General features: G+C 68.3%; 18 protein-coding genes. 15 read left to right on the top strand and 3 right to left on the bottom strand.

Annotation, left to right across the window (positions count from 1 at the left end):
• Positions 1-16: 16 nt before the first annotated feature.
• Positions 17-1,384, top strand: a complete 1,368-nt coding sequence (locus tag VNF92_01850; protein HVA56605.1) for an NAD-dependent succinate-semialdehyde dehydrogenase — start codon at positions 17-19, stop codon at positions 1,382-1,384.
• Between the two features lie 2 nt (positions 1,385-1,386).
• Here VNF92_01850 and VNF92_01855 read toward each other — a convergent pair whose 3' ends face one another.
• Positions 1,387-5,064, bottom strand: a complete 3,678-nt coding sequence (locus VNF92_01855) for an ATP-binding protein (protein ID HVA56606.1) — start codon at positions 5,062-5,064, stop codon at positions 1,387-1,389.
• Positions 5,065-5,080: 16 nt separating this feature from the next.
• On the opposite strand from VNF92_01855, the gene VNF92_01860 reads away from it, so the two are divergent.
• From VNF92_01860 to mnmA, 14 genes are all read left to right on the top strand, one after another.
• Positions 5,081-5,824 (top strand): creatininase family protein, encoded by a 744-nt coding sequence (locus tag VNF92_01860; protein ID HVA56607.1) that lies wholly within the window; start codon positions 5,081-5,083, stop codon positions 5,822-5,824.
• 32 nt (positions 5,825-5,856) lie between these two features.
• On the top strand, positions 5,857-6,546 hold the full coding sequence (locus VNF92_01865) for a DUF6134 family protein (protein HVA56608.1): 690 nt from the start codon (positions 5,857-5,859) through the stop codon (positions 6,544-6,546).
• A gap of 130 nt (positions 6,547-6,676) precedes the next feature.
• Positions 6,677-8,149, top strand: coding sequence for a TolC family protein (locus VNF92_01870; GenBank protein ID HVA56609.1), 1,473 nt, complete (start codon positions 6,677-6,679; stop codon positions 8,147-8,149).
• Between the two features lie 16 nt (positions 8,150-8,165).
• Entirely contained in the window at positions 8,166-9,455 is a 1,290-nt protein-coding gene (locus VNF92_01875; GenBank protein ID HVA56610.1) for an efflux RND transporter periplasmic adaptor subunit, read from the top strand.
• A 95-nt stretch (positions 9,456-9,550) separates the two neighbouring features.
• Positions 9,551-10,246, top strand: a complete 696-nt coding sequence (locus tag VNF92_01880) for an ABC transporter ATP-binding protein (GenBank protein HVA56611.1) — start codon at positions 9,551-9,553, stop codon at positions 10,244-10,246.
• A gap of 87 nt (positions 10,247-10,333) precedes the next feature.
• Positions 10,334-11,575, top strand: coding sequence for an ABC transporter permease (locus tag VNF92_01885; GenBank protein HVA56612.1), 1,242 nt, complete (start codon positions 10,334-10,336; stop codon positions 11,573-11,575).
• A 2-nt stretch (positions 11,576-11,577) separates the two neighbouring features.
• The gene (locus VNF92_01890) at positions 11,578-12,837 is read left to right on the top strand and encodes an ABC transporter permease (protein ID HVA56613.1); all 1,260 of its coding nucleotides are present in this window, start codon (positions 11,578-11,580) and stop codon (positions 12,835-12,837) included.
• A 160-nt stretch (positions 12,838-12,997) separates the two neighbouring features.
• Positions 12,998-14,242 carry an ABC transporter permease gene (locus VNF92_01895; protein HVA56614.1) on the top strand — a complete coding sequence of 415 codons (1,245 nt, stop codon included), beginning with the start codon at positions 12,998-13,000 and terminating at the stop codon, positions 14,240-14,242.
• A gap of 1 nt (position 14,243) precedes the next feature.
• A complete protein-coding gene (locus VNF92_01900) occupies positions 14,244-15,497 on the top strand; it encodes an ABC transporter permease (GenBank protein HVA56615.1) in 1,254 nt (417 codons plus the stop codon).
• A gap of 132 nt (positions 15,498-15,629) precedes the next feature.
• Positions 15,630-16,871 carry an ABC transporter permease gene (locus tag VNF92_01905; GenBank protein HVA56616.1) on the top strand — a complete coding sequence of 414 codons (1,242 nt, stop codon included), beginning with the start codon at positions 15,630-15,632 and terminating at the stop codon, positions 16,869-16,871.
• Between the two features lie 10 nt (positions 16,872-16,881).
• On the top strand, positions 16,882-18,138 hold the full coding sequence (locus tag VNF92_01910) for an ABC transporter permease (GenBank protein ID HVA56617.1): 1,257 nt from the start codon (positions 16,882-16,884) through the stop codon (positions 18,136-18,138).
• Between the two features lie 130 nt (positions 18,139-18,268).
• A complete protein-coding gene (gene bshB1 / locus VNF92_01915; protein ID HVA56618.1) occupies positions 18,269-18,985 on the top strand; it encodes a bacillithiol biosynthesis deacetylase BshB1 in 717 nt (238 codons plus the stop codon).
• Positions 18,986-19,122: 137 nt separating this feature from the next.
• Positions 19,123-20,280 (top strand): cysteine desulfurase family protein, encoded by a 1,158-nt coding sequence (locus VNF92_01920; GenBank protein HVA56619.1) that lies wholly within the window; start codon positions 19,123-19,125, stop codon positions 20,278-20,280.
• A gap of 16 nt (positions 20,281-20,296) precedes the next feature.
• Positions 20,297-21,388, top strand: coding sequence for a tRNA 2-thiouridine(34) synthase MnmA (mnmA, locus tag VNF92_01925; GenBank protein ID HVA56620.1), 1,092 nt, complete (start codon positions 20,297-20,299; stop codon positions 21,386-21,388).
• 81 nt (positions 21,389-21,469) lie between these two features.
• Here the strand turns inward: mnmA and dnaJ are convergent, their stop codons facing one another.
• Both dnaJ and VNF92_01935 read right to left on the bottom strand, forming a co-directional pair.
• Positions 21,470-22,582, bottom strand: a complete 1,113-nt coding sequence (gene dnaJ / locus VNF92_01930) for a molecular chaperone DnaJ (protein ID HVA56621.1) — start codon at positions 22,580-22,582, stop codon at positions 21,470-21,472.
• Between the two features lie 9 nt (positions 22,583-22,591).
• Positions 22,592-23,215, bottom strand: coding sequence for a nucleotide exchange factor GrpE (locus tag VNF92_01935; protein ID HVA56622.1), 624 nt, complete (start codon positions 23,213-23,215; stop codon positions 22,592-22,594).
• Positions 23,216-23,240: the final 25 nt, after the last annotated feature.

A 23,240-nucleotide genomic window follows, 5' to 3' on the forward strand; every position in this document is an offset into this window, starting at 1 on the left:
CGCCAGGGGGCGTAGCATGCCGATCGAGACCATCAACCCGGCCACCGGTGCACGCGTACAAGCGTTCGCCCCCCACGCGGCGGCCGACATCGAAACGCGGCTCGCCCGCGCCGCCTCCGCGGCGATTGCCTGGCGCCAGCGGCCGGTGGCAGACCGGGCGCGCATCGTCGCCCGAGCGGGCGTCCTGCTCGACCGTGACCGCGACCGGTACGCGGCCCTCATGACGCTCGAGATGGGGAAGCTGCTCGGAGAGGCGCGTGGCGAGGCCGCCAAGTGCGCGGCCACCTGCCGCTACTATGCCGAGCACGCGCACGCCATGCTGGCCGCCAAGCATGTGCCGGCCGAGGGCGAAGACGCGCGCGTCGAATTCCATCCGCTGGGCGTGGTGCTGGCCGTCATGCCGTGGAATTTCCCCTTCTGGCAGGTGATCCGGTTCGCGGCGCCGGCGCTCGTGGCCGGCAACGTGGCGCTGCTCAAGCACGCCAGCAACGTGCCGCAGTGCGCCCTGGCACTCGAAGCGCTGTTTGCCGAAGCGGGCGCGCCGTCCGGCGTCTTTCAGACTCTGCTAATACCCGCGGCGGCGGTGGATGCGGTGATCGCCGACCAGCGCGTGGCGGCCGTGACCCTCACCGGCAGCGAGGCCGCCGGTGCGCACGTGGCGATGACGGCCGGCCGGCACCTCAAGAAGACCGTCCTCGAACTGGGCGGCAGCGATCCGTTCCTCGTCATGCCGAGCGCCGACCTCGAGCGTGCGGTGGAGGTGGCCGTGCGGGCCCGCACGATCAACAACGGCCAGTCGTGCATCGCCGCCAAGCGGTTCATCGTGCACCGCGACGTGGCCGACGCCTTCACCGCGCGGTTCGTGCGCGCCATGCAGGGGCTGATCGTGGGCGACCCGACGGACGACCGTACGCAGGTGGGGCCGCTGGCCGGCGCCCAGGCGCTGATGGAACTGGAAGCGCAGGTGAACCGCTCGGTGGCGCTCGGGGCGCGGGCGCTCACGGGCGGCGCGCGGATCGACGGCCCCGGGTTCTTCTTCCAGCCCACGGTGCTGACCGACGTCCCCCCCAACGCGCCGGCATACGGCGACGAGCTGTTCGGCCCCGTGGCCGCGCTGTTCGCGGCTCGCGACATCGACGACGCGATCCGCATCGCCAACGACACGCGCTACGGTCTGGGCGCCAGCGCCTGGACGCGCGACCCCGCCGAGGCCAGACGGTTCGCCCGCGAACTGGAAGTGGGAAGCGTGTTCGTGAACGCCATGGTGGCGTCCGACCCCCGGTTCCCGTTCGGCGGAGTCAAACGTTCGGGCCACGGCCGCGAACTCAGCGCGTTCGGGCTGCGCGAATTCGTCAATGTGAAGACGGTCCGCGTGCGCCTCTAGCGCTACGCCGCTACCAGGACGATGCGGACCACCGTGCCCACCCCCGGTTCGCTCTCCAGTTCCACGGTCCCGCGCCACCCCTCGATCAACCGGCGGCTGATCGCCAGCCCCAATCCGCTGCCGCTCGTGCGAGTCGAGAACCGTGGCTCGAATACGCGTGGCATCACGTCGGCCGGGATGCCTTGGCCGTCGTCACGCACCTCGATCACGACGGTGCCGTTACCGCTCAGTGTCGTGGCCACGGTGCGGGCGCCGGCCAGGCGGGCGTTCTCGAACACATTGAGCAGTACCTCACGCAGTTCGTCTCGCTGCGCGAGCGCCAGGCGGCGCCCCTCGGCGCCGTCGAGGCCCCACTGGATGCTGCCTTCGCCCATGCGTTCCAGGCCGATCAGATCGCGCAGCACTGCGGCGACGTCGGTCGGCTCGGCCCCTGACCGCTCGCTCGGCGCCGAGCCGTATCGACTGAACGCCCGCGCGATCTGATCGAGGTGATCGATCTCGGCCAGAATCCGGGCCACGTTTTCGTCGAGCACCCGGTCGAAGTCCACGCGTTTGTCGGCCCGGGCCCGCTGCAGGTGCTGGACGCCGAGCCTGATGGGCGTGAGCGGATTCTTGATCTCGTGCGCCACCTGCTGCGCCATCTCGCCCCAGGCCAGCACCCGTTCGGCGTGCGCCGTCGCGGCGCGGCTCGCTTCGAGGTCGTTGGCCATGCGCCGGAAGGCCGCGAACACGGGTCGGAACTCCACCGTCGGATTGTCCTCGAACACCGGAGCCCGCCCGCCGGCGGCCAGTGTCAGGGCTGCCTGGCGCAGAGCGCTGATCGGACCGGCGAGCATCCGGGCGGCGAATCCGCTCAGCCAGAAGGCGGCCAGCGCGCCCACCGCGGTGACGAACAGAACGAGAATCCCCAGATCGCGGCGGCGACGCTCGAGTGTGAGATCGTCGGCGCGCGCCGGTGCGCCCAGCACCAGCGCCTGGGCGGAATCCTCCACCGCACGGTAGCCGAACAGGGTATGCGTCTCGCCGAACTGCTGGTCGCGGCTCTCCGATACTTCGTCGTTCACCGCGAGCAACAGCTGCATTTTCGGGGAGAGAAACCGGCCCGTCGGCGCGAGCGCCGCCAGCAGCGGATCGCTGGCCGCGGCCAATTCGCCGTCACGATAAAGAAAAAGGGGGGTCGCCAGCCGGCGGCCCTCCTGCGCCACCCATTGCGAGTCGCCCGGCACAGGGGCCACCGCGCGCAGCGTCTCCCCCACCAATAACTCGCGGCTCTGCGCCGCGTCCGAGGCGAGCTGCTGGTACGACCAGGCGGCGAAGGCCGCGGCGGGAATCATGAAGAACGCGAACAGCGCCACGGTGAGTTGCGTGCGATAGCTGCGCCGCCACCGCCGCTGTCGGTCGCGCAGCCAGCGGCCCACGGCGCCGTCGGCGAGCACGCTCACGAGCCAGAGCACGCCCACGATGGCCAGGTCGAACAAGACGATGAGCGCTCCGCGCTGGACCAGCGCGTTCACCGACAGCAGTTCCACCTCGACGTGCACGCGAGGGGGGCCAAGACCCCGCGGGGACACCCAGTCGCCGTGCAGCGCCGTGCCCTCCCGCCGCCAGTCGATGCCGGGTGGACCCGATGGCGGATGAACCAACGGGTCGGCTAACTGGAGCACGTATGGCGGCTCCGCTTCGGGCGGCTGATCGATGCCCAGCAACTTGGCGAACGGATCGGCGGCGATGAGCCGGGTGTGGGAGGTCGCGACCACCACGACCGCGCCGGCCCGGGTCGGGATGCCGACCGCGAACTCGACCGCGGGCTGGGCGATGATCGGGTACTCCACGGTGCTGTCCGCCGCCAGCACCTGTCGGGCGATGTCCCGGAGCTGGTTGATGGGGACTGTGAACGCCGCCGCGGATAGGGTGGCAGTGGGCACCGAGTCGTCCTTCCATACCGACAGCCACACGGGGAATCCAGCCGGCGCCAACGGCGACGTGGCATACGCCCGCAGCAGCCATTCGCGCGTGGCCGCGGGGTTCGGATCGGCCCGCACCGCGGTCGCGAACCGCTCGACGAGCGACAGCACCGTGGGATCGTTCTGGCCCAGGCCACGTACGTCGCGTTCGGCGAGCGCCATGCGCCCCCGCGTGGCGGCCCCCCACACGAGGGTCGTCGCCCCGAGCGCGGCCACCGTGGCTGCGCTCGAGACGAGTGCGCGCGAGCGGCGCGCGAGGCCCAGCGCCCCGATGGCGAGGATCCACGGAATCGGGTACCACCCGGGCCACCGCCCCGCCGCCTGCCACGTGGCCGGAGCGAGGATCGCCGCGCCCGCGGCCAGCGCGGGACCCACCCACGGCGGCACGCCGCGCCGGGGTCCCAGCGCCGCACTTCCCGCCGCGGTGCCGGCCAGCAGCACCGCGCACCCGGCCAGGAAGATGGCCACCTCCCAGACCAGCCAGAGCGAGGGATTCACGCCGTATATGGGAATTGTTATTCCGCGGGCCAGGTCGCGGAGCAGGAACGGGCCCAGCCCGGCGATCGCCAGCACGACCAGTCCCCACCAGGCGTGCGGGGCGCCGCGAGCCAACCGGCGCACCGCCGCCAGCAGGGCGAGCAGGGTGAGCGCGCCGGTGATGATCAGCGCCCCCGCGTTCGCCGTCAGCGCGCCCCCGATCGGCGTGTAGTAGAGCGACGCATCGAACAGCCGGGAATCGTTCGAGAAGGCTCCCAGCGGCACCAGCGACGTACAGGCCAGCGCCACCGCCACCGAGGCCAGACGCCAGGCGAACCGGCGCTCGATGCGCCACGCCGCCACGAGAAAACCGGCCAGCGCCAGCACGACCGCGAGCCCCACGATCAGCCGGGCGCCGTGCAGCGCCTCGAATCGCACCGCCGCCCGCGCCACCGGCGATAGCCGGGCATAGAGCAGCACCTGCGTGTGAGCCCAGAGTGCCTGCCACTCCGCCGCCTGGCCGGGCGGGGCGACGGCGGCGAACTGGAACCCGGAGATGCCAATCGTCCGCGCGAGCTCGCCGGCGATCGGCCGGGTGAGCCGGTCGGCCGGGGGCGTCGCGTCGAGCAACACGGTGACCACGGCACGCCGCGTCCCCCGGCTGGCCGTCGCGTACAGGCTCGTGTAGAAGCTCGACCGCACCACCCCGATCGAATCGCTCAGCGAATCGGTGGGCACGTGCACGCGCCCGGCCCATGCCAGAGGCTCCCCACCCTGGTACAGCACGACGCCGCCCTCCCCCACGCTTCCCGACGGAACCAGCGACGCGAGCGACGCGAAGGCCGACACGGTGTCCCCGGGCGCGTCGAGCGCCCGGGATGCCGCCGACCGCATGGTCTGCACGGCTTGGTCCACCCGGCGGTCGAGCGCCGCGAGGGCGTCGGTCTCGAGGCCTGCGCGGACCTCGGGCCAGTGGGCGTCGATGCGATGGAGGCGCTGTTGCGCATAACCGGCAAGCACGACGAGCACGCCCAGGGCCAGAGTGGATCCGGCGGCCCACCGGCGACCCCGGAGGGGCACGTGACGCAGCCCGGCCGCCGCCACCACGGTGGCGAGGGCGGCGGCGGCGAGATACTCTACGCTCGTTATGTTCAGCCACTGGCACGCGGCGAGCAGGGCCAGCGCCGCGGCCACCGGCCACCACGCGGTACGCAGCCGTTCAGCGCGCCGGCCGGACATCGCTCACTCGGTCGCCATGAGTTCCGCTCACGCCGGCGCGCCCCGCCCGCGACGCCTCAAGGAAATGCGCCCCGCCGAGGTCGCGGCCACGCTGGCCGCAGACCCGCGTCTCATCCTCCCCATCGGGACGTGCGAACAGCACGGCCCCCACCTGCCGCTGGGCGCCGACACGCTCATCGTCGAGCGGTTGGCCGACGATCTGTCGGCCGAATTCCACGTGCTGCGCGCTCCCACCGTTGAATACGGCGTCAACGTCATCACCGAACGGGAGTTCGCGGGCAACGCATCGGTGAGGCGCAAGACGCTCCACCGCGCCCTCAACGACCTCGTGGACTCGTGGGAGGCCGGCGGGGTGCGGGAGTTCATTCTCCTCACCGCACACGAGCATGATCCGCACCTCGAGGCGCTGGAAACGGTCATCACGTCGAGCGCGCGGCTCCGCGTGGTGAACATCTTCGGGCTCGCGTTCGCAGACCTGCTCGAGGGACAGTTGGAACCCATGCACGGTGACGAGGTGGATACGTCGCTCCTGCTGTACATTGCGCCGGAACTCGTGCAAATGCCGTTGGCGCAGGATTATATGATGTCAGCCGACGAGCTGCGACGGTACCGCCGCGGCTGGTTGCGGGTGCCCGGCCGGAGCCCCGGCTCAATCGGCCGGCCGACCCTGGCATCGGCGGACAAGGGAAAACGCCTATATGATCGCATCCGTGGACGGTTGCGGTCCCATATCTTTCTCGCCGACGAGCCGGCGGCCTGAACACACGCTCGCTTATTGGGTACCCTTATCATATGAGACCGGTTTCGTTTGCGCTGGCCGTGATGCTCTTGGCCCATAGCACCCCCGCCCCCATTTCCGCGCAGGAGACCGTCGTGGACGAGGGGACGCTCGTGATCACGCAGAACGGCGCGCCGATCGGGCGCGAAGCCTATCGTATCGTGCGCGCGGCGGCGGGGGGCGGGCAGGCCTTCCGCGCCACGGCCACGATCTCGTTCAACGCCGACCGGATCAGTCTGCGCCTCACCACCGATTCAGTGGGCGGGCCGCTCACCTACGAGGCCGAGGTACGGGAGAACGGGCAGGTTACGTCGCGCGTGGAAGGCAACGGGCGCCCCGGACGGTTCAGCACCCTGATCCACACGCCCCATGGCGAATCTGCCCGGGATTATGTGATGGGGGCCAATCCGCTGGCGCTCGATGCCAATGCCTTCGACCCGTACTACTTCGCGACCCTCCTCCCCCGGCGCACCCGCTTCTCGGTGATCGATCCCAGGGCCGGTACACAGGCTACGTTCCGATTCGAGGAACGTGGCCAGGAACCGATCCGGTTGGGGCGTGGCACGGTGCTGGCAAAGCACTATGCGCTGATTACTGCCGACGGCGCCACGCGGGACATCTGGATGGATGCGCAGGGGCATCTCCTGCGCGTCGCAGTTCCGGCCAAGGGCCTCGTGGCACAGCGGGACGAGTTGCCGCGATAACCGCGGCTCGGGGCACGCATCTGAGCCCGGGCCGCGTCCGACGTCGAGATACCCCGCCGCGCCGCCTTGAAACCGGGTCCGGCCACCCACCGTACGGGGGGCTGACCCCTTACCATAGGACCTTGCCTCGATGCGTCTTTCGCTGTCTGCGGCCCTTGTCGCGTTCGTCGGTCAGGTGGCGCTCGCCCAGGGCGGCACGCCGCCGTCGGTCCAGGACCTCACCCTCGACCAGGCCATTGCGCTCGCCCGGCAGAACAACCCCACATACCTCCAGACCACCACAGGTCTGCGCACCGCCAACGCCGCGGTGCGCACGGCGTACGGGGCCTTCTTGCCGACCGTCAATTCGTCATTCGGCGCCGGATACCAGCAGGCCGGCAGCCAGGTGTTCCAGGGGCTCACGTTCAAGGGCTCCTCGGACGCGGTGACGTCGAACTACAGCCTCGGCATCAGCTACCGGCTGAACGCGGCATCGTTCATCCAGCCCAAACTCCAGGTCGCCAACCGGGACGCCACCGAGGCCAACATCACCGGCCAGGCGGAGGCGATCCGGGCCAACGTCACGTCGGCCTATCTCACGGCGCTCGCCGACCAGGCGAGCGCCGCTCTGCAAGACACGCTGGTGATCACGGCGCAGGGGCAGCTCGACCTCGCCAACGCCAAGATGTCGGTGGGCCAGGCGACGATCCTCGACGTTCGCAGCGCGCAGGTGGCCCTGGGCCAGGCCGAGATTGCCGCGCTGACGGCTCACAACACGGCCGAAGTGGACCAGGTCGCCCTGTATCAGCAGATCGGCCTGCCCAAGCCCGACAGCGTTCGTCTCACGACGACGTTCGCCATCGAGACCCCGACCTTCGCACTCGACTCGCTGCTCGACCTGGCGCGCAGCCGCAATCCGGCCATCGTGGCGCTCCGGTCGCAGGAGCACGCGGCGGCGCTCGGCGTGAGGACGGCCAAGGCGAGTTACACGCCCACGCTGTCGCTGAGCACCGGGTGGGGCGGGTACGCGTATCAATACACGAACTCGGATTACCCGGCCAACCTCGCGCAGGCGGGCGCCGCCAGCACGTTCGCCAGTTGCACGCAGTTGGATTCCCTGCGCACCGGCGTCGGACTCCTCCCCTACGGGTGCGGGTCCCCGACCCTGACGCCGGCGCAGATCCAGAGCATCCGGTCGTCCAACAACGTCTTCCCGTTCAAATTCACCCGCTCCCCGCTCTCCATCTCGGCCGGCCTCTCACTGCCCATCTTCGACGGGTTCAGCCGCGAGCAGAACGTGCAGCAGGCCATCGCGCAGCAGCAGTCGGCCGAGTACGGCGTGAGGGCCCAGGAACTGCAGACGCGTACCAACGTCACGCAGGCCTTCCTCAATCTGAAGCTGGCCGCCAGCACGATCGCCCTGCGGCAGCAGAACGCGGACCAGGCGCAGGATCAGTACCAGTACGCCGAGGCGCGGTATCGCGCGGGCCAGGCAACCTACCTGGACGTCACCAGCGCCCGTGGCACGTACGTGCAGGCAGAGGTCGATCGCGTCAACTCCATCTATAATTACCACAAGGCCTTTGCCGCGTTGGAAAACGCGGTCGGACGCCCCCTTCGATAGTCCCTGAGGATCGTACATGACCAAGCGCGTGAAATTCACCATTGCCGGCATCGTGATCGTGGCGATCGCGGCCGTCGTCGCCACCGCGGCCGCCCGCAAGTCCAACGCCGCCGTGGATGTGCGCATCGAGCCCGTGAGCCGGGCCAATCTCGTGGCGTCGGTGACGGCCAGCGGGCAGGTGAGCCCACACACCAAGGTGGACATCAGCTCCGATGTCTCGGGCAAGATCACCAAGCTCGCCGTGAAGGAGGGCGACATGGTGAAGAAGGGGCAATTCCTCCTGCAGATCGACCCGGCGATCGCCGAGGCCACGGTCAAGCAGTGGGAGGCCAACGTCGCCTCGGCCAAGGCCCAGGAGGAGCAGGCCAGGGCCAATCTGATGCAGGCCCAGAGCGAGTACGCCCGGTCCCTGGACTTGCAGAAGGCCAATGCGAAGTTCGTGACCGCCGAGTCGCTCCAGCAGCTCAAGACGGCGGTGGACGTGAACCAGGCCCTGCTCTCCTCGGCCGTCCACCAGGTGGCGCAGGCCCAGGCGTCCCTCGAGAACGCCCAATCGTCGCTCGACAAGACCACGATCTACTCGCCGATGGCGGGACGCGTCACGCGCCTCAACGTCGAAGCGGGCGAGACCGCCATTCAGGGAACGCTCAACAAGGACGCCGCCACCCTGCTCACGGTGAGCGACATGTCGGAACTGGAAACCAAAGTCGACGTGGACGAGACCGACGTCGCCCACATCGCGGTCGGCGACTCGGCCGTGGTGCAGATCGACGCCTTTCCCGATACGACGTTCCTGGGCCAGGTCACCGAGATCGCGAACAGCTCGGTGACCGGGGCATCGACGACCACCACCAGCAGCACCGACCAGGCGGTAGATTACCAGGTCACGATTCGCCTGCTCAACGTGCCCAAGGACACGCGGCCCGACTTCTCCGCAACCGCCAAGATCATCACCGACACGCGGAAGAACGTGCTGGCCATTCCCATCATCGCGCTCACGGTGCGTGAGAATCAGGATGTCCAGAACGCCGATACGGCGGTGGGGCTGGGACGGCCGAAACCAAAGGTGGACGTGGGCAAGAAGGACGTCGAGGGGGTGTTCGTGGTCGGGCCCGACAACAAAGTGACCTTCCGGCCCGTAAAAGTAGGAATAGCCGGCGAGAAGGACTTCGAGGTCCTGGATGGGCTCAAGGAAGGTGAGCGCATCGTGACCGGCACCTACCAGGCCATCCGCGATCTGAAGGACGGCATGGTGGTCCGCGAGACGAAGGCCGACACCAAGAAACCTCAGGCAGGGTCCCAGTGAGCCAACAGACCGCTGAAGCACCAGTCAGTTCCACCGCGGAGCGCGCTGCCGTTCTGCACGAATCCGGACGAGCGCCGGACAGCAAGTGGATCATCGTGACGCGCGGCATCCAGCGGCATTATGACATGGGCGGCGAAATCGTCCGCGCCCTCCGCGGCGTGGACATCGCCATCGCCCGCAACGAGTACGTGGCCATCATGGGGCCGTCGGGCTCCGGCAAGTCCACGCTGATGAACGTGATCGGCTGCCTCGACACGCCGACCTCGGGCGAATACTGGCTCAATGGCACGCTCGTCTCCGAGATGACCGACGACCAGCTGGCCCGCATCCGGAACAAGGAGATCGGGTTCGTCTTCCAGACGTTCAACCTGCTCCCCCGCGCCACGGCGCTCCACAACGTGGAGCTGCCGCTCGTCTACGCCGGCATCGGCGCCGAGGAGCGCCGTAAGCGCGCCAAGGAGGCCCTGGAAAGCGTGCAGCTCGAAGGCCGCATGGACCACCGGCCCAATGAGTTGTCGGGCGGCCAGCGCCAGCGCGTGGCCATCGCGCGCGCCCTCGTCAACCGGCCGTCCATCCTGCTCGCCGACGAACCCACCGGCAACCTCGACTCGGCAACCTCCGAGGAGATCATGAAGGTGTTCGAGCAGCTGGCCGCCAGCGGGCAGACGGTGATCATGGTCACCCACGAACCCGACATCGCGGCCCACGCGCGGCGCGTGGTCGTGTTGCGCGACGGGCTGGTGGCTACCGACGACCGCCGCGAGGTGTTCGCGGAGCGCGCCGGTATGTAGCCCGCCTCAGGCGCCCGCAACCACGAAGGCGGCGGGGACTTCTCCGCCGCCTCGCTAGCTTCCGGATCGTCCCTCTCCCTCCCGGCATTGCCCTTCTTCGAAGCCATCCGTCTCGCGTTCGCCCAGATCCGCGTGCAGAAGCTCAAGAGCTTCTTCACGCTGCTCGGCGTGATGATCGGCGTCATGTTCCTCATCGCCGTGGTCTCCATCGTGAGCGGCATGGGCAACTACATGAAGGACGAGCTGGTGGGCAAGCTCATCGCGCTCAATTCCTTCGAGTTGCGGCAGCGGCCCAACCTGAATATCGGCGATGTGAACGACGCCGAGCGCCGTTCGTGGCGCACCCGTCCACGAATCTACGAGTACGACGTCCCCCCGGTGGTCGCGGCGCTCGCCGCCGGCACGGGCTGGGCCGAGTACAGCGAGAACGGCGTGAACGTCGAGGCCCCGTACGCGTCGCCGCGTCGCGTCACCGCTTACGGCGTGAGCGATCAGTATTTCACCATCAAGCGCATGGACGTCGCCCTTGGGCGCCTGCCCACGGCGCAGGAATACCTGCTCGGCTCTTCGGTGATCGTGATCGGCAAGGACGTCCAGGATCACTTCTTCCCGTCCCTGAATCCGCTGGGCCGCGAGCTGCGGGTGGGCGGGGTGCCCTACACGGTCATCGGCGTCGCCGAGCCGCAGGGCAGCGCGTTCGGCATCTCGTTCGATGGCTTCCTCGTGGCCCCGGCCCGATCACCCATCCGGCGGTATCTCAATCCGCACGGCGTCGTGGACGCGGTGATCATCCAGTCGCCCACCGAGGCCGGCATCGCCGACAACGAAGAACGGGTGCGCGAGGTGATGCGGGCCCGCCACCAACTGCACCCGGAGCAGCCCGACGACTTCACCATGGAGACGTCGGACTCGGCGCTCGCCTTCTGGAAGAAGATCCAGGGCTACCTCGTGCTCGCCGGCATCGCGCTGCCGGCGATCGGACTTGTGGTGGGCGCCATCGTGATCATGAATATCATGCTCGTGGCCGTCGCCGAGCGGACGCGCGAGATCGGCATTCGCAAGGCGCTCGGGGCCCGCCGGCGGGACATCCTGCGGCAGTTCCTGGTGGAGAGCACCACGCTCGCCACCCTCGGGGCCGCGATCGGCGTAGGCATGGGCTTCGCCTTCGCCAAGCTCATCTCGATGTTCAGCCCACTCCCCGCGGCGGTGGAACTCTGGTCGGTGGTCCTCGGGGTGTCGGTGGGAGCTGGCGTCGGCATCATTGCCGGCGTCTATCCGGCCAGCCGCGCCGCGCTGCTCGACCCCATCGCTGCGCTGCGCCAGGAGTAGCCGTGCACGCACTCTTCGAAGCCTGGATCTTCAACCTCACCGAGGGTGTGGGGATCGCCGTCGAGTCGATTCGCGGCAACAAGGTGCGCGCCGGCCTCACGATCCTTGGCATCGCGGTGGGCGTGTTCGTGGTGGTCGTCATCTCGGCAGCCGTGCACGGCATCAACGCGAGCGTGGCCAAGGACCTCGAGTCGGCCGGGCCCAAGACGTTCTTCGTGTCCCGGTATCCGATCAGCTTCGAGGCCTGCGACGGCACCGACGCCACCTGCAAGTGGCGGCACAATCCGCCGCTCACGATGGCCGATCAGCGCGCCATGGATGCGCTGCCCGGCGTGCGGGCTGCCGGTGCCCGGATCGACCTCGGGCTCCCCGTGAAGTATGCCGACCGGTCACTCAGCGCCGCACAGATCAGCGCCCTTACCTCCAACTGGATCATCATCGACGGTGGCGGCGACCTCTACCCCGGCCGGAGTTGGACCCCCAACGAAGCCAACGCCGGCCAGCGCGTCGCCGTGATCAACGACGTCATGGCCACGCAGCTGTTCGGCGAATCCGACCCGCTCGACAAGGTCATCGCGATCCGCGGCGAACCGTTCACCGTGATCGGCGTGTACCACGAGGCGGCCAGCTTCCTCTCCGGGGGCGATCGCTCGCGCGCGATCATCCCCATCGAGACCGCGTTCCGCGTGCTCAACGCCGGCCGCCGCCAGATCTCGATCACGGTGGTGCCGCGTACCGCCGTCTCCCGCGACGACGCCATCGACGCCGTGACGTCCGTGCTGCGCCAGCACCACGGGCTGCGCCCAGAAGTGGACAACGACTTCGCGATCATCACGCAGGACAAGATCTTCGACACCTACAACAAGGTGGTCGGCATGTTCTTCCTGGTGATGATCGTGCTGTCGGCCATTGGGCTCATGGTCGGAGGCGTGGGGGTGGTGGCGATCATGATGATCAGCGTCACCGAACGGACCCGCGAGATCGGCGTGCGAAAGGCTCTGGGGGCCACGAGGGCCACCATCCTATGGCAGTTCCTTGTGGAGGCCGTGACCCTCACCGGAATCGGCGCGACGATCGGCCTCGTGGCTGGGGTCCTCGTGGCGCTGATCGTCCGTTCTGCCACGCCGATTCCCGCGTCCGTCCCCCCACTGGCCATCGCGGCCGCGCTCGGAACGAGCGCCATCACCGGGGTGCTGTTCGGGCTACTGCCGGCCGCCAAGGCGTCACGCCTCGATCCGGTGGACGCGCTGCGGTACGAATAGGGCCCCCATAGCAAGCCCTGCAGCCGATCGCTCCGAACCCTGCTGTCGGAGCGCGGGTCCAACTGGTGACACTTCCCGCCCCCCTCATCCGTACGGTCTGTCGTTCGGCCCGGCCATCGACCGCCGGTTACGCGTACCATCGACTCCAGACCGCGCCACCGTGCAGCTATTCGAAGCCATTCGTCTCGCGCTCTCACAGATCCGGGTACAGAAGCTGAAGAGCTTCTTCACCCTGCTCGGCGTGATGATCAGCGTGATGTTCCTGATCGCCGTCGTATCCATCGTGCAGGGAATGAGCGTGTACGTGGAGCAGGACTTTGCCGGCAAGTTCCTGGGCATCAACACGTTCAGTCTGCGTCCGTTTCCCGATATCAACACGGGCAACGTCACCGACGCCGAGTGGAAGGAATGGCAGCGCCGGCCCAAGATCACCGTCGATGATGCGCTGGCCGTGAAGGCGGCGTTGCCCGACGATGCGCGGTGGGCCATTCAAGACGTGCGATGGCTGAACGTCAGTTCGGATTACGCCAGTGGTGGCGCGCAGGTGCTGGCCATGGCGGTGACCCCTCAATACTTCAAGATCAAGGACCTGGGCATTACTCAGGGGCGCGCGTTCGGGGATCAGGAGGACGCGCTGGGGTCCGACGTGGTCGTGATCGGCGACGCCATCGCGTCGCAGTATTTCGCGAACCTCGACCCCATCGGCCGGGTGCTCAGGGTTGGACGGTTTCCATTCACGGTGATCGGCGTGCTGGACCACCAGGGCACCGTGTTCGGCCTCAATCTGGATCAGCAGGTGATCGCGCCGTTCCATTCCGAGATGTCGCGGCTCACGGGCGCCCGCCAGAGCCTGTACGGCGTGGTGGTACAGGCGCCCACGCCGGCGCAGTTCCAACCGCTCGAGGAGGTGGTGCGCGAGGTGATGCGCAATCGCCATCAACTGCACCCCGCTGAGCAGGACAACTTCGTGATGGAGAGTTCGGCGTCCGCGCTCACGCAATGGGAGACGATCAAGAAGTACCTCGTGCTCGCCGGCATCGTGCTGCCGGCCATCGGGCTCGTGGTGGGCGCCATCGTGATCATGAACATCATGCTCGTGGCGGTGGCCGAGCGGACGCGCGAGATCGGCATCCGCAAGTCGCTGGGGGCGCGCCGCCGGGACATCCTGGCGCAGTTCCTGGTGGAGAGCGCCACGCTGAGCAGCGTGGGCGCACTGTTCGGCGTGGGCCTCGGGATATCGATGGCCAAGGTGGTGGCCCTGGTCTCGCCGCTGCCGGCGGCGGTGGCGCCCTGGTCGATCGTCGTGGCGGTGGCGGTCGGCGCCGGCGTGGGGATCATCGCCGGCGCCTACCCCGCCAGCCGCGCGTCGCGGCTCGACCCCATCCTTGCCATCCGGGCCGAATGATATGAAGAACGTAATAGCTCGCGTCTCGGCCATGGTCGAGGGCGTGTTGATGGCCCTCGACTCCATCCGGGCCAATCGCGTGAGGGCGGGCCTCACCATCCTCGGCATTGCCGTGGGCGTGTTCGTCGTGACGGTGATGTCGGCCGCCGTACACGGCATCAACGCCGGCGTGTCGGCCAGTATCTCGGCGGCGGGGCCCACGACCTTCTTCATCACCCGGTGGCCGGCGCAGATCAACAGTTGCAACGGTTCGGCCGATTCCTGCCCCTGGCGCCGCAATCCGTCGCTCACGCTGGATCAGGCCCGACAGATCGGCAATCTGGCCGACGTGCAGGCGGTCACGGCGCACATAAGCAGCAACGCCTCCATCAAATTCGCCGACCGAGAACTGGGCGCCGTATCGGTGGACGGGTATACGCCGGATTGGTTCGACGTTTCGGGTGGGGAGATCTCCAAAGGACGCAACTTCACGCCGCAGGAGAACGACGCCGGCGACCCGGTGGCGCTGGTCAATTCCAAGATCGTCGACAATCTCTTCATGGGCGCCGATCCGGTGGGCAAGGTGGTGCGGCTCAACGGGAACGCGTTCACGATCATCGGTGTGTACGACCCCATCGCGAACGCCTTCGACAGCGGCGACAACGGCAAGGTCGTGGTCCCCATCCTCACGGCCTACCGGCGGCTCAACTTCAGCCTGCGCTGGCTCGATCTCACCGTGAAGCCAGTGCCCGGCGTCAACCGCGACGCCGCGATGGACGAGACGATCGCCCTCCTGCGGTCGACTCGGCATCTGCGGCCGGCCACCCAGAACGACTTCTTCGTTTCGACGCCGGAGAAGATCCTCGAGCTGTACAACAAGATCGTCGGCGTGTTCTTCCTGGTCATGATCACGCTGTCGGCCGTCGGGCTGCTCGTGGGCGGCGTGGGGGTGATCGCGATCATGATGATCAGCGTCACGGAACGCACCCGCGAGATCGGCGTCCGCAAAGCACTGGGCGCCACCCGGGCGACCATTCTCTGGCAGTTCCTGGTCGAGGCCGCCACGCTCACCACTCTCGGGGCGCTGGTCGGGCTCGCCGTGGGCGGCGCGCTTACCTATGTGGTGCGCCATGCCACGCCGATCGACGCCAGCACGCCACCCGTGGCGATCATGATCGCCCTGCTGGGCAGCGCGTTCGCCGGTATCGTATTCGGCCTTCTGCCCGCCGTGCGAGCGGCGAGTCTCGACCCGGTGGAAGCGCTCAGGTACGAGTGAGGCCGTGGCGCCGGTGATGTCCTTACCGGGGGTAAGGGAAGAGCCCCCGTCGTGAGTAGGACGGTAGTGGGTGAACGGCGTTGCGCAGGCGTCCGTCCTACTGTCCTACTGTCCTACGTGTAGTTTTCCCCCATGCGCTTCGCCGACGTCCTCCTGACGGCGTTCACGCAGATCCGCGTGAGCAAGCTGCGGTCGTTCTTCACACTCCTCGGCATCGTCGTGAGCGTGGCGTTCCTGGTCGCCGTGGTGGCGATCATCCAGGGCATGAACGCCTACGTGAAGGAGAACATCGCCGACAACATGGTCGGTGCGAATTCGTTCATGGTGCGCCGCGACCCCATCCAGATCGGGCTCATTTCCGACGAGGACATGGAACGCGCGCGCCGCCGCCCGCCGATCACCGTGGCCGATGCCTCGGTGGTGGAGCAGGCCCTCCCGACCGCCCTGGCCGTCGGGCTCACGTCGGGGTGGCCCACCCCGCGCTCCGACGTCGTCTGGCGCGACCGGACGCTGGGCAGCGTGCTCATGTTCGGCATCACGCCCCCCTACCAGACCGTCCAGGACTATCGCTACACGGCCGGCCAGCCGATCAGCGACATCGACGTCCGCGAACGTCGCTACGTGGTGGCCATCGGCGCCGACGTCGCCACCCAACTGTTCGGCGGTGTGTCGCCGATCGGCCAGGCAGTGCGCATCCGGGGCCAGCAGTTCACGGTGGTCGGCACGATTGCGCCCAAGGGCCGCGTGCTCGGTCAGTCGTTCGACGGCTTCGCCCTCATGCCGATCAGCACCTTCGAATCCGTGTTCGGCCGCCGCCTGACCACGCAGATCTCGGTGAAGATGGCCACGGCGGCGGAGATCGCGCCGGCCATGGCCACTGCCGAGGAAGCGATGCGCGTGGCGCACCACCTGCGGCCAGGACAGCCTGACAATTTCTCCGTGGAGACCTCCGACGCCTTCCTGTCGTTCTGGAAGCGGCTCACGGCCGTCCTGTTCGCCGTCGTGCCTGCCGTGGTCGCCATCGGCATCGTCGTCGGCGGCATCGTGATCATGAACATCATGTTGATGGCGGTGCGCGAGCGTACGCACGAGATCGGCATTCGAAAATCCGTGGGCGCCACGCAGGACGATATCCGTCGACAGTTCCTGGCCGAGGCGATCATGCTCGCCACGCTCGGAGGCGCGCTCGGCGCGGGCGCGGGGTTTCTGTTCGCGCAGGCGATCACGGTGCTCTCGCCGCTCCCGGCGCGGGTGACGCTCTGGTCGGTGGTGCTCGCCCTCACGCTCGGCGCGGGCGTGGGGGTCATCTTCGGGGTGTATCCAGCGGCGCGCGCAGCGCGCCTCGACCCCGTAGCCGCTCTCCACGCCGAGTGAGACACCCCCGGTGACCGTCTGGCGCCGATTCGTCGACAGCTTCCAGGAGAACGTCGCCGTGGCGTTCGAGTCCCTGCGCGTGAGCAAGATGCGCTCGGCGCTCACCATCCTCGGCGTGGTCATCGGCGTGTCGACCGTCATGGCCATGGCGTCCATCGTCCAGGGCATCCAGCAACAGATCGTCGAGACCATCGAGCTGGCCGGCCCCACCACGTTCTACGTGATGAAGGTCTTCTCGCAGACGCCGCTGAACCCGCAGGATCTGCCCAAATGGGTCCGCGACCGTCCAGACCTCACCCCGCAGGAGGCGGATCGCATCGACGCCCTGCCCGAGATCGCCTACGCCGGCATGTGGGGCCAATACGTGGCGCGCGTCGAGTACGCCGGCGTGCGCACGCAGCCGCAAGTGATCATGGGCGCCGATTCGCATTATACGGAAATCGAGGGCGGCACGCTCACCGAAGGGCGGTGGTTCACGCATGCCGAAGAGGTGAACGGCAGGGCGGTGGCCGTGATCGACGTGGATGTGGCGCAGAAACTGTTCGGCAGCATCGATCCGATCGGCAAGTTGGTGCATATCGGCGCCCGCCCGGCGCAGGTGATCGGACTCTATCAGCCGGCGGCGAACATCTTCAGCCCACCCGGTCAGGAGATCGTGGCCATCGTGCCATACCTCATGCTCGATCACCAGTTCACGCTCGACAAGACGAACATGGTGTTCATTCCGGTGAAGCCGCGACCGGGCGTGACGGTGGACGACGCCGAGAGCGCCGTGATCGTGGCGATGCGCGAGGCGCGGCGGCTTCATCCGGGCGATCACAACACCTTCGACCTGATCACGCAGGACCAGATTCTCGACGTGTTCAACAAGCTCACGGGGGTCTTCTTTCTGGTGATGATCGTGCTGAGCGCCGTGGCGTTACTGGTGGGGGGGATCGGCGTGATGGCCGTGATGATGATCAGCGTCACCGAGCGCACCCATGAGATCGGCCTCCGCAAGGCGGTGGGCGCCACGCGCCGAGACATTCTGCAGCAGTTCCTCGTGGAGGCCGCCACGCTCACCGGAATCGGCGGGGTCATCGGGATCATCGTCGGACTGGGGCTGGGACGCATCGCCACGGCAGCCATGAACATCAATGCCGGCGCGCCCGTGGTGCTCACGCTCGCCGCCGTCGTGGTCTCGGTGGGCATCGGCCTCGTGTTCGGCGTACTGCCGGCAAGGCGGGCGGCGAGACTGGACCCCGTGGAGGCTCTGCGATACGAGTGAGGCTCGATGCGCTCGTCGGCTGCAGGAGCGTAGGACAGTAGGACGGTCGTGGGTAGATGACGTGGTGCCGTCATCCGTCCAACCCTCCTGCCCTCCTACCCTCCTACCCTCCTAATCTGTACTTTGCCGCATGCCACTCGATCTGCTGGCCATCGCCGCCCACCGCGACGACGTCGAACTCATCTGCGGCGGCACGCTGCTCGTGGCCGCGGCCCGCGGGCGCAGCACCGGTATTCTCGACCTGACGATGGGGGAGGCCGGCACGAGGGGATCGGCGGAACTTCGCGCGCGCGAAGCCGACGAGGCCGCCAAGATCCTCGGCGTATCCGTGCGGCGCAACCTCGGCCTTCCCGACGCCGGCGTCGTGAACACGCCGGAGACGCGGCTTCTGCTGGCGGAGGAGATCCGGCGTCTCCAGCCGCGCGTGGTCATCGCACCGGCGCTCAACGGCCGGCACCCCGACCACATCGCCGCTGGGCAACTGGTGCGCGATGCGTGCTTCGTGGCCGGCCTGGCCAAGGTCGCCCCCGGGCTCGCCAAGTATCGACCGCACAAGGTCATCCACGCCGTCGCCTACCGGCAGGACTTCGACCGGCCCACGTTCGTGGTGGACGTGTCCGAGGTGTTCGAGCGGAAGATGGACGCCGTGCGATGCTACGCATCGCAGTTCGACGGCGTGACGCAGGCCGGCGAGGTGTACCCCAACGGCGAACCCCTGTACGACGCCGTGCGGCACTATGCGGCCTATTATGGATCGCTTATACGCTGCCGCTACGGCGAACCGTTCTACACCACCGAGACGATGCGCGTGGACGATGTCGCGGCGCTCGACGTGTCGACTTTTTGACGGCGGCCGGACGGTTGGAGCGTGAAAGCGTAGAACGAATGGCGGCGCAACGCAGTCTACCCCCTACCGTGCTACTTGCCTACGCTTCTCCTGCCTCGACCTCGCCAGTCTCGACGACCCAGTAGTATATTTTCCCCATGCCAGCTCCCATCTACCTCGACCATTCCGCCACCACCCCGGTGCGCCCGGAGGTGCTCGAAGCGATGCAGCCGTTCTTCGGCCCGCGCTTCGGGAACCCGTCGAGCATTCACCGGTGGGGCCGCGACGCGCGCGTGGCGCTGGATGAGGCGCGCGAGCGGGTGGCCCGGTGTGTCGGCGCGCATGCCGACGAGATCTGCTTCACCTCCGGCGGTACCGAGGCCGATAATCTCGCCGTGCTCGGCGCCTGGCGCGCCGCCCGGGCCGCGGGCAGGACCGCCGTGGTCTCGACGCCCATCGAGCACAAGGCCGTGCTGGAGGCGGTGCACACCGCGGCCCAAGAGGGCGCCGAGGAGCGGTTGCTGCGCATGACCGGCGACGGCGTCGTCGATCGCGCGTCGTTCGAGGAACAGGTGACCACCGACGTCGCCGTGGCTTCCGTGATGTGGGTGAACAACGAGATGGGAGCCATCCAACCGGTGCCCGAGCTGGGCGAGCTGGCGCGCGCGCGCGGTGTCGTCTTTCACACCGACGCCGTGCAGGCATTCTCGAAGCTGGAGATCGACGCGTCTCGAATGCCCTTCGACATCCTGTCCATCTCGGGACACAAGATCGGCGCGCCCAAGGGGTGCGGCGCGCTCTTCATCCGGCGCGGCACCCGCATCGAACCGCTCTTCCACGGCGGGTCGCAGGACCGTGGACGCCGTCCCGGCACCGAGAATGTCGCGTTCGCCGTGGCCCTGGCCACCGCGGCCGAACTGGCCGTGCGCGAGCATGCGGTGGAGTCCGTTCGTCTGCGCACGTTGCGCGACCGGCTGCAGGCGCTGCTCGAGGAGCGCATTCCCGACGTCGTGGTACACGCGCGCAATGCGCCGCGCGCCCCGCACATCCTCAACGTGTCCGTTCCCGGCACCGAGAGCGAGTCGCTGCTCATGGCGCTCGACCTCCAGGGCATCGCCTGTTCGGGTGGTTCGGCGTGCCAGAGCGGCACCAGTTCACCGTCGTACGTGCTCTCGGCCATCGGGGTCAAGCCGCAACTCGCCAGCGCGGCCATCCGCATGAGTCTGGGCGTCCTCACGACCCAGGCCGACATCGAGCGCGTGGCCGAAGTCTTTCCCCGGCTCGCCGCCAAGGCGCGCGGCGCGGCCGCGGCCTGACGAAGGGAGCCGGGGCGTGAGAGAGCGTGTGCTGGTCGCCATGTCGGGCGGCGTCGACTCGTCGGTCGCCGCGGCGATGCTCGTCGAGCAGGGCTACGACGTCGTCGGCGCGACGATGAAGCTCTTCTGCTACGGCGATGAGATCGTCGACCGCCCCTGCTGCTCCCTCGATTCGATCGACGACGCGCGCCGCGTGTGCGAATCGCTGGGCGTGCCGCACTACGTGCTCAACCTCGAGAGCGCGTTCTCGCACGACGTGATCGACGACTTCGTGAGCGAGTACGCGCGCGGGCGTACGCCCATTCCCTGCGTGCGCTGCAACACGTTCACCAAGTTCCGCGACCTCGTGCACAAGGCCGACGGCATCGACGCGCGCTGGATCGCCACCGGCCATTACGCGCGCGTGGTGGACGGCGTACTGCACCGCGGCGTCGACCCGTCCAAGGACCAGTCGTACTTCCTCTGGGGCATCGACCGCGAGGTACTCGTACGCATGCTCCTGCCGGTCGGGACGCAGACCAAGTCCGAGACGCGCGCCGTGGCACGCCGGCTGGGCCTCGAGGTCGTGGCCGACAAGCTCGAGAGCCAGGACATCTGCTTCGTGCCCGACGGCGACCATACGAAGATCATCCGCTCAACGCTCGGGCCGGACGCACCCAGCCTATCGCGCGGTCCATTCGTGCTCTCGAATGGCGAGGTCGTGGGCGGCCACGACGGCCACGCACGATTCACCATCGGCCAGCGCCGCGGGCTCCCCGGCGGATTCGCCGAGCCGATGTTCGTGACCGCCATCAGGCCGGCCGACCGCGCGGTGGTGATCGGCCCGCGCGAGGAGCTACTGGGCAGCGGGCTCGTGGCGCGCGGCGTGAACTGGCTCGTCGATCCGCCCGCCGTGGGCTCGCGCGTCGACGTGCAGGTGCGCCACCGCGCGGCTCCCGCGCCGGCCGAGGTCGTGCGCCTGGACGGTGACGAGATCGAGCTGGCGCTGGACGAGCCGGTGAGCGCCATCACGCCGGGCCAGTCGGCGGTGTTCTACGCTCGCGACGTACTCCTCGGCGGGGGGTTGATCGAAACCGCGGCGCGGATGATGCTGCCGATCATTGCGTAGGAGAGTAGGACAGGAGGACGGATAGGTGCGGAACGCCGTCTACCGTCATCCGCTCCTGCCGTCCTACCCTCCTTCCGGTCTTCAGTACTTCAGTCCCCCCGCTTCGGCAAACTCGCGCATCATCTTTTCCTGCTCGGGGCTGAGCTTTTCCGGCACCGTGACTTCCACCTGCACGATCAGGTCGCCGCGGGCGCCTTCCTTCTCGATCCCCTGCGCCTTCACGCGGAAGCGCTTGCCCGACGGCGTGCCGGCGGGAATGCGGATGGCCACCTTGCGGCCGTCGAGGGTGCGCACGCCAACCTTGGAGCCGAGCGTGGCCTGGGCGATGTTGATCGGCACTTTGGCCACGAGGTCCAGCCCCTCGCGGGCGTAGAAGCGGTCGGGCGCCACCTGGATGCTGATCAGCAGGTCGCCGGGTGGGCCGTTGCGGGCGCCGCGCCCTCCCTGCCCCTTGAGGCGTATGCGTGTTCCAGTATCGGCACCCGGGGGCACGGTGATCAGCACCTTGCGGCGGGCCCGGATCTCGCCGGCGCCGCCGCACGTGGAGCAGCGTTCGCTCGGCACCTGGCCGCGTCCCAGGCACTGGGGGCAGGGCCGCTGCACGGCGAACCCACCCTGCCCGAACGAGATGGTGCCGCGTCCGCCGCATTCGGGACACGTCTGGAACTTGGCCCCGGGTGCGCCACCCGAGCCGTGACAGGTCTCGCATTCCTCGGTGACCTCCAGATCCACGGGCACCTTACCCCCGGTGGCCGCGGTGCGGAAGGGCACGTCCAGCGAGCGCTCGACGTCCTGCCCACGTTCCGGCCCGCGCGACTTGGGGCGTCCGCCGCCGAACATCGAGCTGAAGATGTCGCCGAAGCCGCCAAGCCCGCCCAGGTCCATATCCTCGAAATGGTAGCCGCCGGGCGGCTGCGGTCCGCCCGGGGACGGGCGCGGCCCGCGGCCCGAGGAGAAGCCGCCACCGAAGGCCCCCAGCCGGCGCATTTCGTCGTACTGCTTTCGCTTCTCCACGTCCCCGACGACGTTGTTCGCCTCCGAGATCTCCTTGAAGCGCTCGGCGGCCTTGGGGTCGTTGGGATTGGCGTCGGGGTGGAATTTCTTGGCCAGCTTCCGGTACTGCTTCTTGATCTCGTCCTGAGTCGCGGAAGCGGTCACCCCGAGTACCGCGTAGTAGTCCTTGGTGGGCGGCATGCGGGAGGGCTAGGGTTCGTCGTGCCACTGCGTCACGACGACGCGCGCGGGTCGAAGCAACTGGCCGTTGAACGTATATCCAACCTGGTATACCTGGGCCACGCGATGGTCCTGTTCGGGCAGCTCGGCGCGCGTCGTCGCGACCGCCTCCTGCACGGCAGGGTCGAAGGGCTGGCCGAGCGGGTTGAGCACTTCCAGCCCGTGCCCGGCCAGCGTCTTGAAGACCTTCTTCTCTACCATGTCGGCGCCCTGCACCACCGTGGCGGCGTCCACCGTCGCGGGGTCGACGTGCGCAAAGCGGCCGAGGTCGTCGAGCGCATCGAGCAGGCCGCGGATCAGGACCCCCATGCCACGCAATTCGGCGTCCTGCCGTTCACGCACCGCCCGCTTGCGGAAGTTGTCATATTCGGCGGCCAAACGGAGCAGCTTGTCTCGCTGGTCCGCAAGTTCTGCCTCCAGCGCAAGCACGCGGTCGGGGGCGACCGCGAGCGCCGGATCGGCCGGTGGGTCCTGCGTGCCGCTTTCGACGGGCACGTCGGGCGCTTGTTCAGCGGCTGCAGCCTTGGCAGTGGACACGTCTTCCATCCCTTTCCGCCCCGACGGCGGATGGTTGAAATCGGGCTTGTGCTTCATGAGGATAAAGTTCGTTCTCCAACCC

The organism is Gemmatimonadaceae bacterium, assembly GCA_035533015.1.
Classification (GTDB): Bacteria; Gemmatimonadota; Gemmatimonadetes; order Gemmatimonadales; family Gemmatimonadaceae; genus JAGWRI01.

Bases quoted from the DNA above. Each gene is read 5' to 3' on its own strand.
- VNF92_01850 (HVA56605.1), top strand. From the start codon at position 17: ATGCCGATCGAGACCATCAACCCGGCCACCGGTGCACGCGTACAAGCG.
- VNF92_01855 (HVA56606.1), bottom strand. From the start codon at position 5,064: ATGTCCGGCCGGCGCGCTGAACGGCTGCGTACCGCGTGGTGGCCGGTG.
- VNF92_01860 (HVA56607.1), top strand. From the start codon at position 5,081: ATGAGTTCCGCTCACGCCGGCGCGCCCCGCCCGCGACGCCTCAAGGAA.
- VNF92_01865 (HVA56608.1), top strand. From the start codon at position 5,857: ATGAGACCGGTTTCGTTTGCGCTGGCCGTGATGCTCTTGGCCCATAGC.
- VNF92_01870 (HVA56609.1), top strand. From the start codon at position 6,677: ATGCGTCTTTCGCTGTCTGCGGCCCTTGTCGCGTTCGTCGGTCAGGTG.
- VNF92_01875 (HVA56610.1), top strand. From the start codon at position 8,166: ATGACCAAGCGCGTGAAATTCACCATTGCCGGCATCGTGATCGTGGCG.
- VNF92_01900 (HVA56615.1), top strand. From the start codon at position 14,244: ATGAAGAACGTAATAGCTCGCGTCTCGGCCATGGTCGAGGGCGTGTTG.
- VNF92_01905 (HVA56616.1), top strand. From the start codon at position 15,630: ATGCGCTTCGCCGACGTCCTCCTGACGGCGTTCACGCAGATCCGCGTG.
- bshB1 (HVA56618.1), top strand. From the start codon at position 18,269: ATGCCACTCGATCTGCTGGCCATCGCCGCCCACCGCGACGACGTCGAA.
- VNF92_01920 (HVA56619.1), top strand. From the start codon at position 19,123: ATGCCAGCTCCCATCTACCTCGACCATTCCGCCACCACCCCGGTGCGC.
- dnaJ (HVA56621.1), bottom strand. From the start codon at position 22,582: ATGCCGCCCACCAAGGACTACTACGCGGTACTCGGGGTGACCGCTTCC.
- VNF92_01935 (HVA56622.1), bottom strand. From the start codon at position 23,215: ATGAAGCACAAGCCCGATTTCAACCATCCGCCGTCGGGGCGGAAAGGG.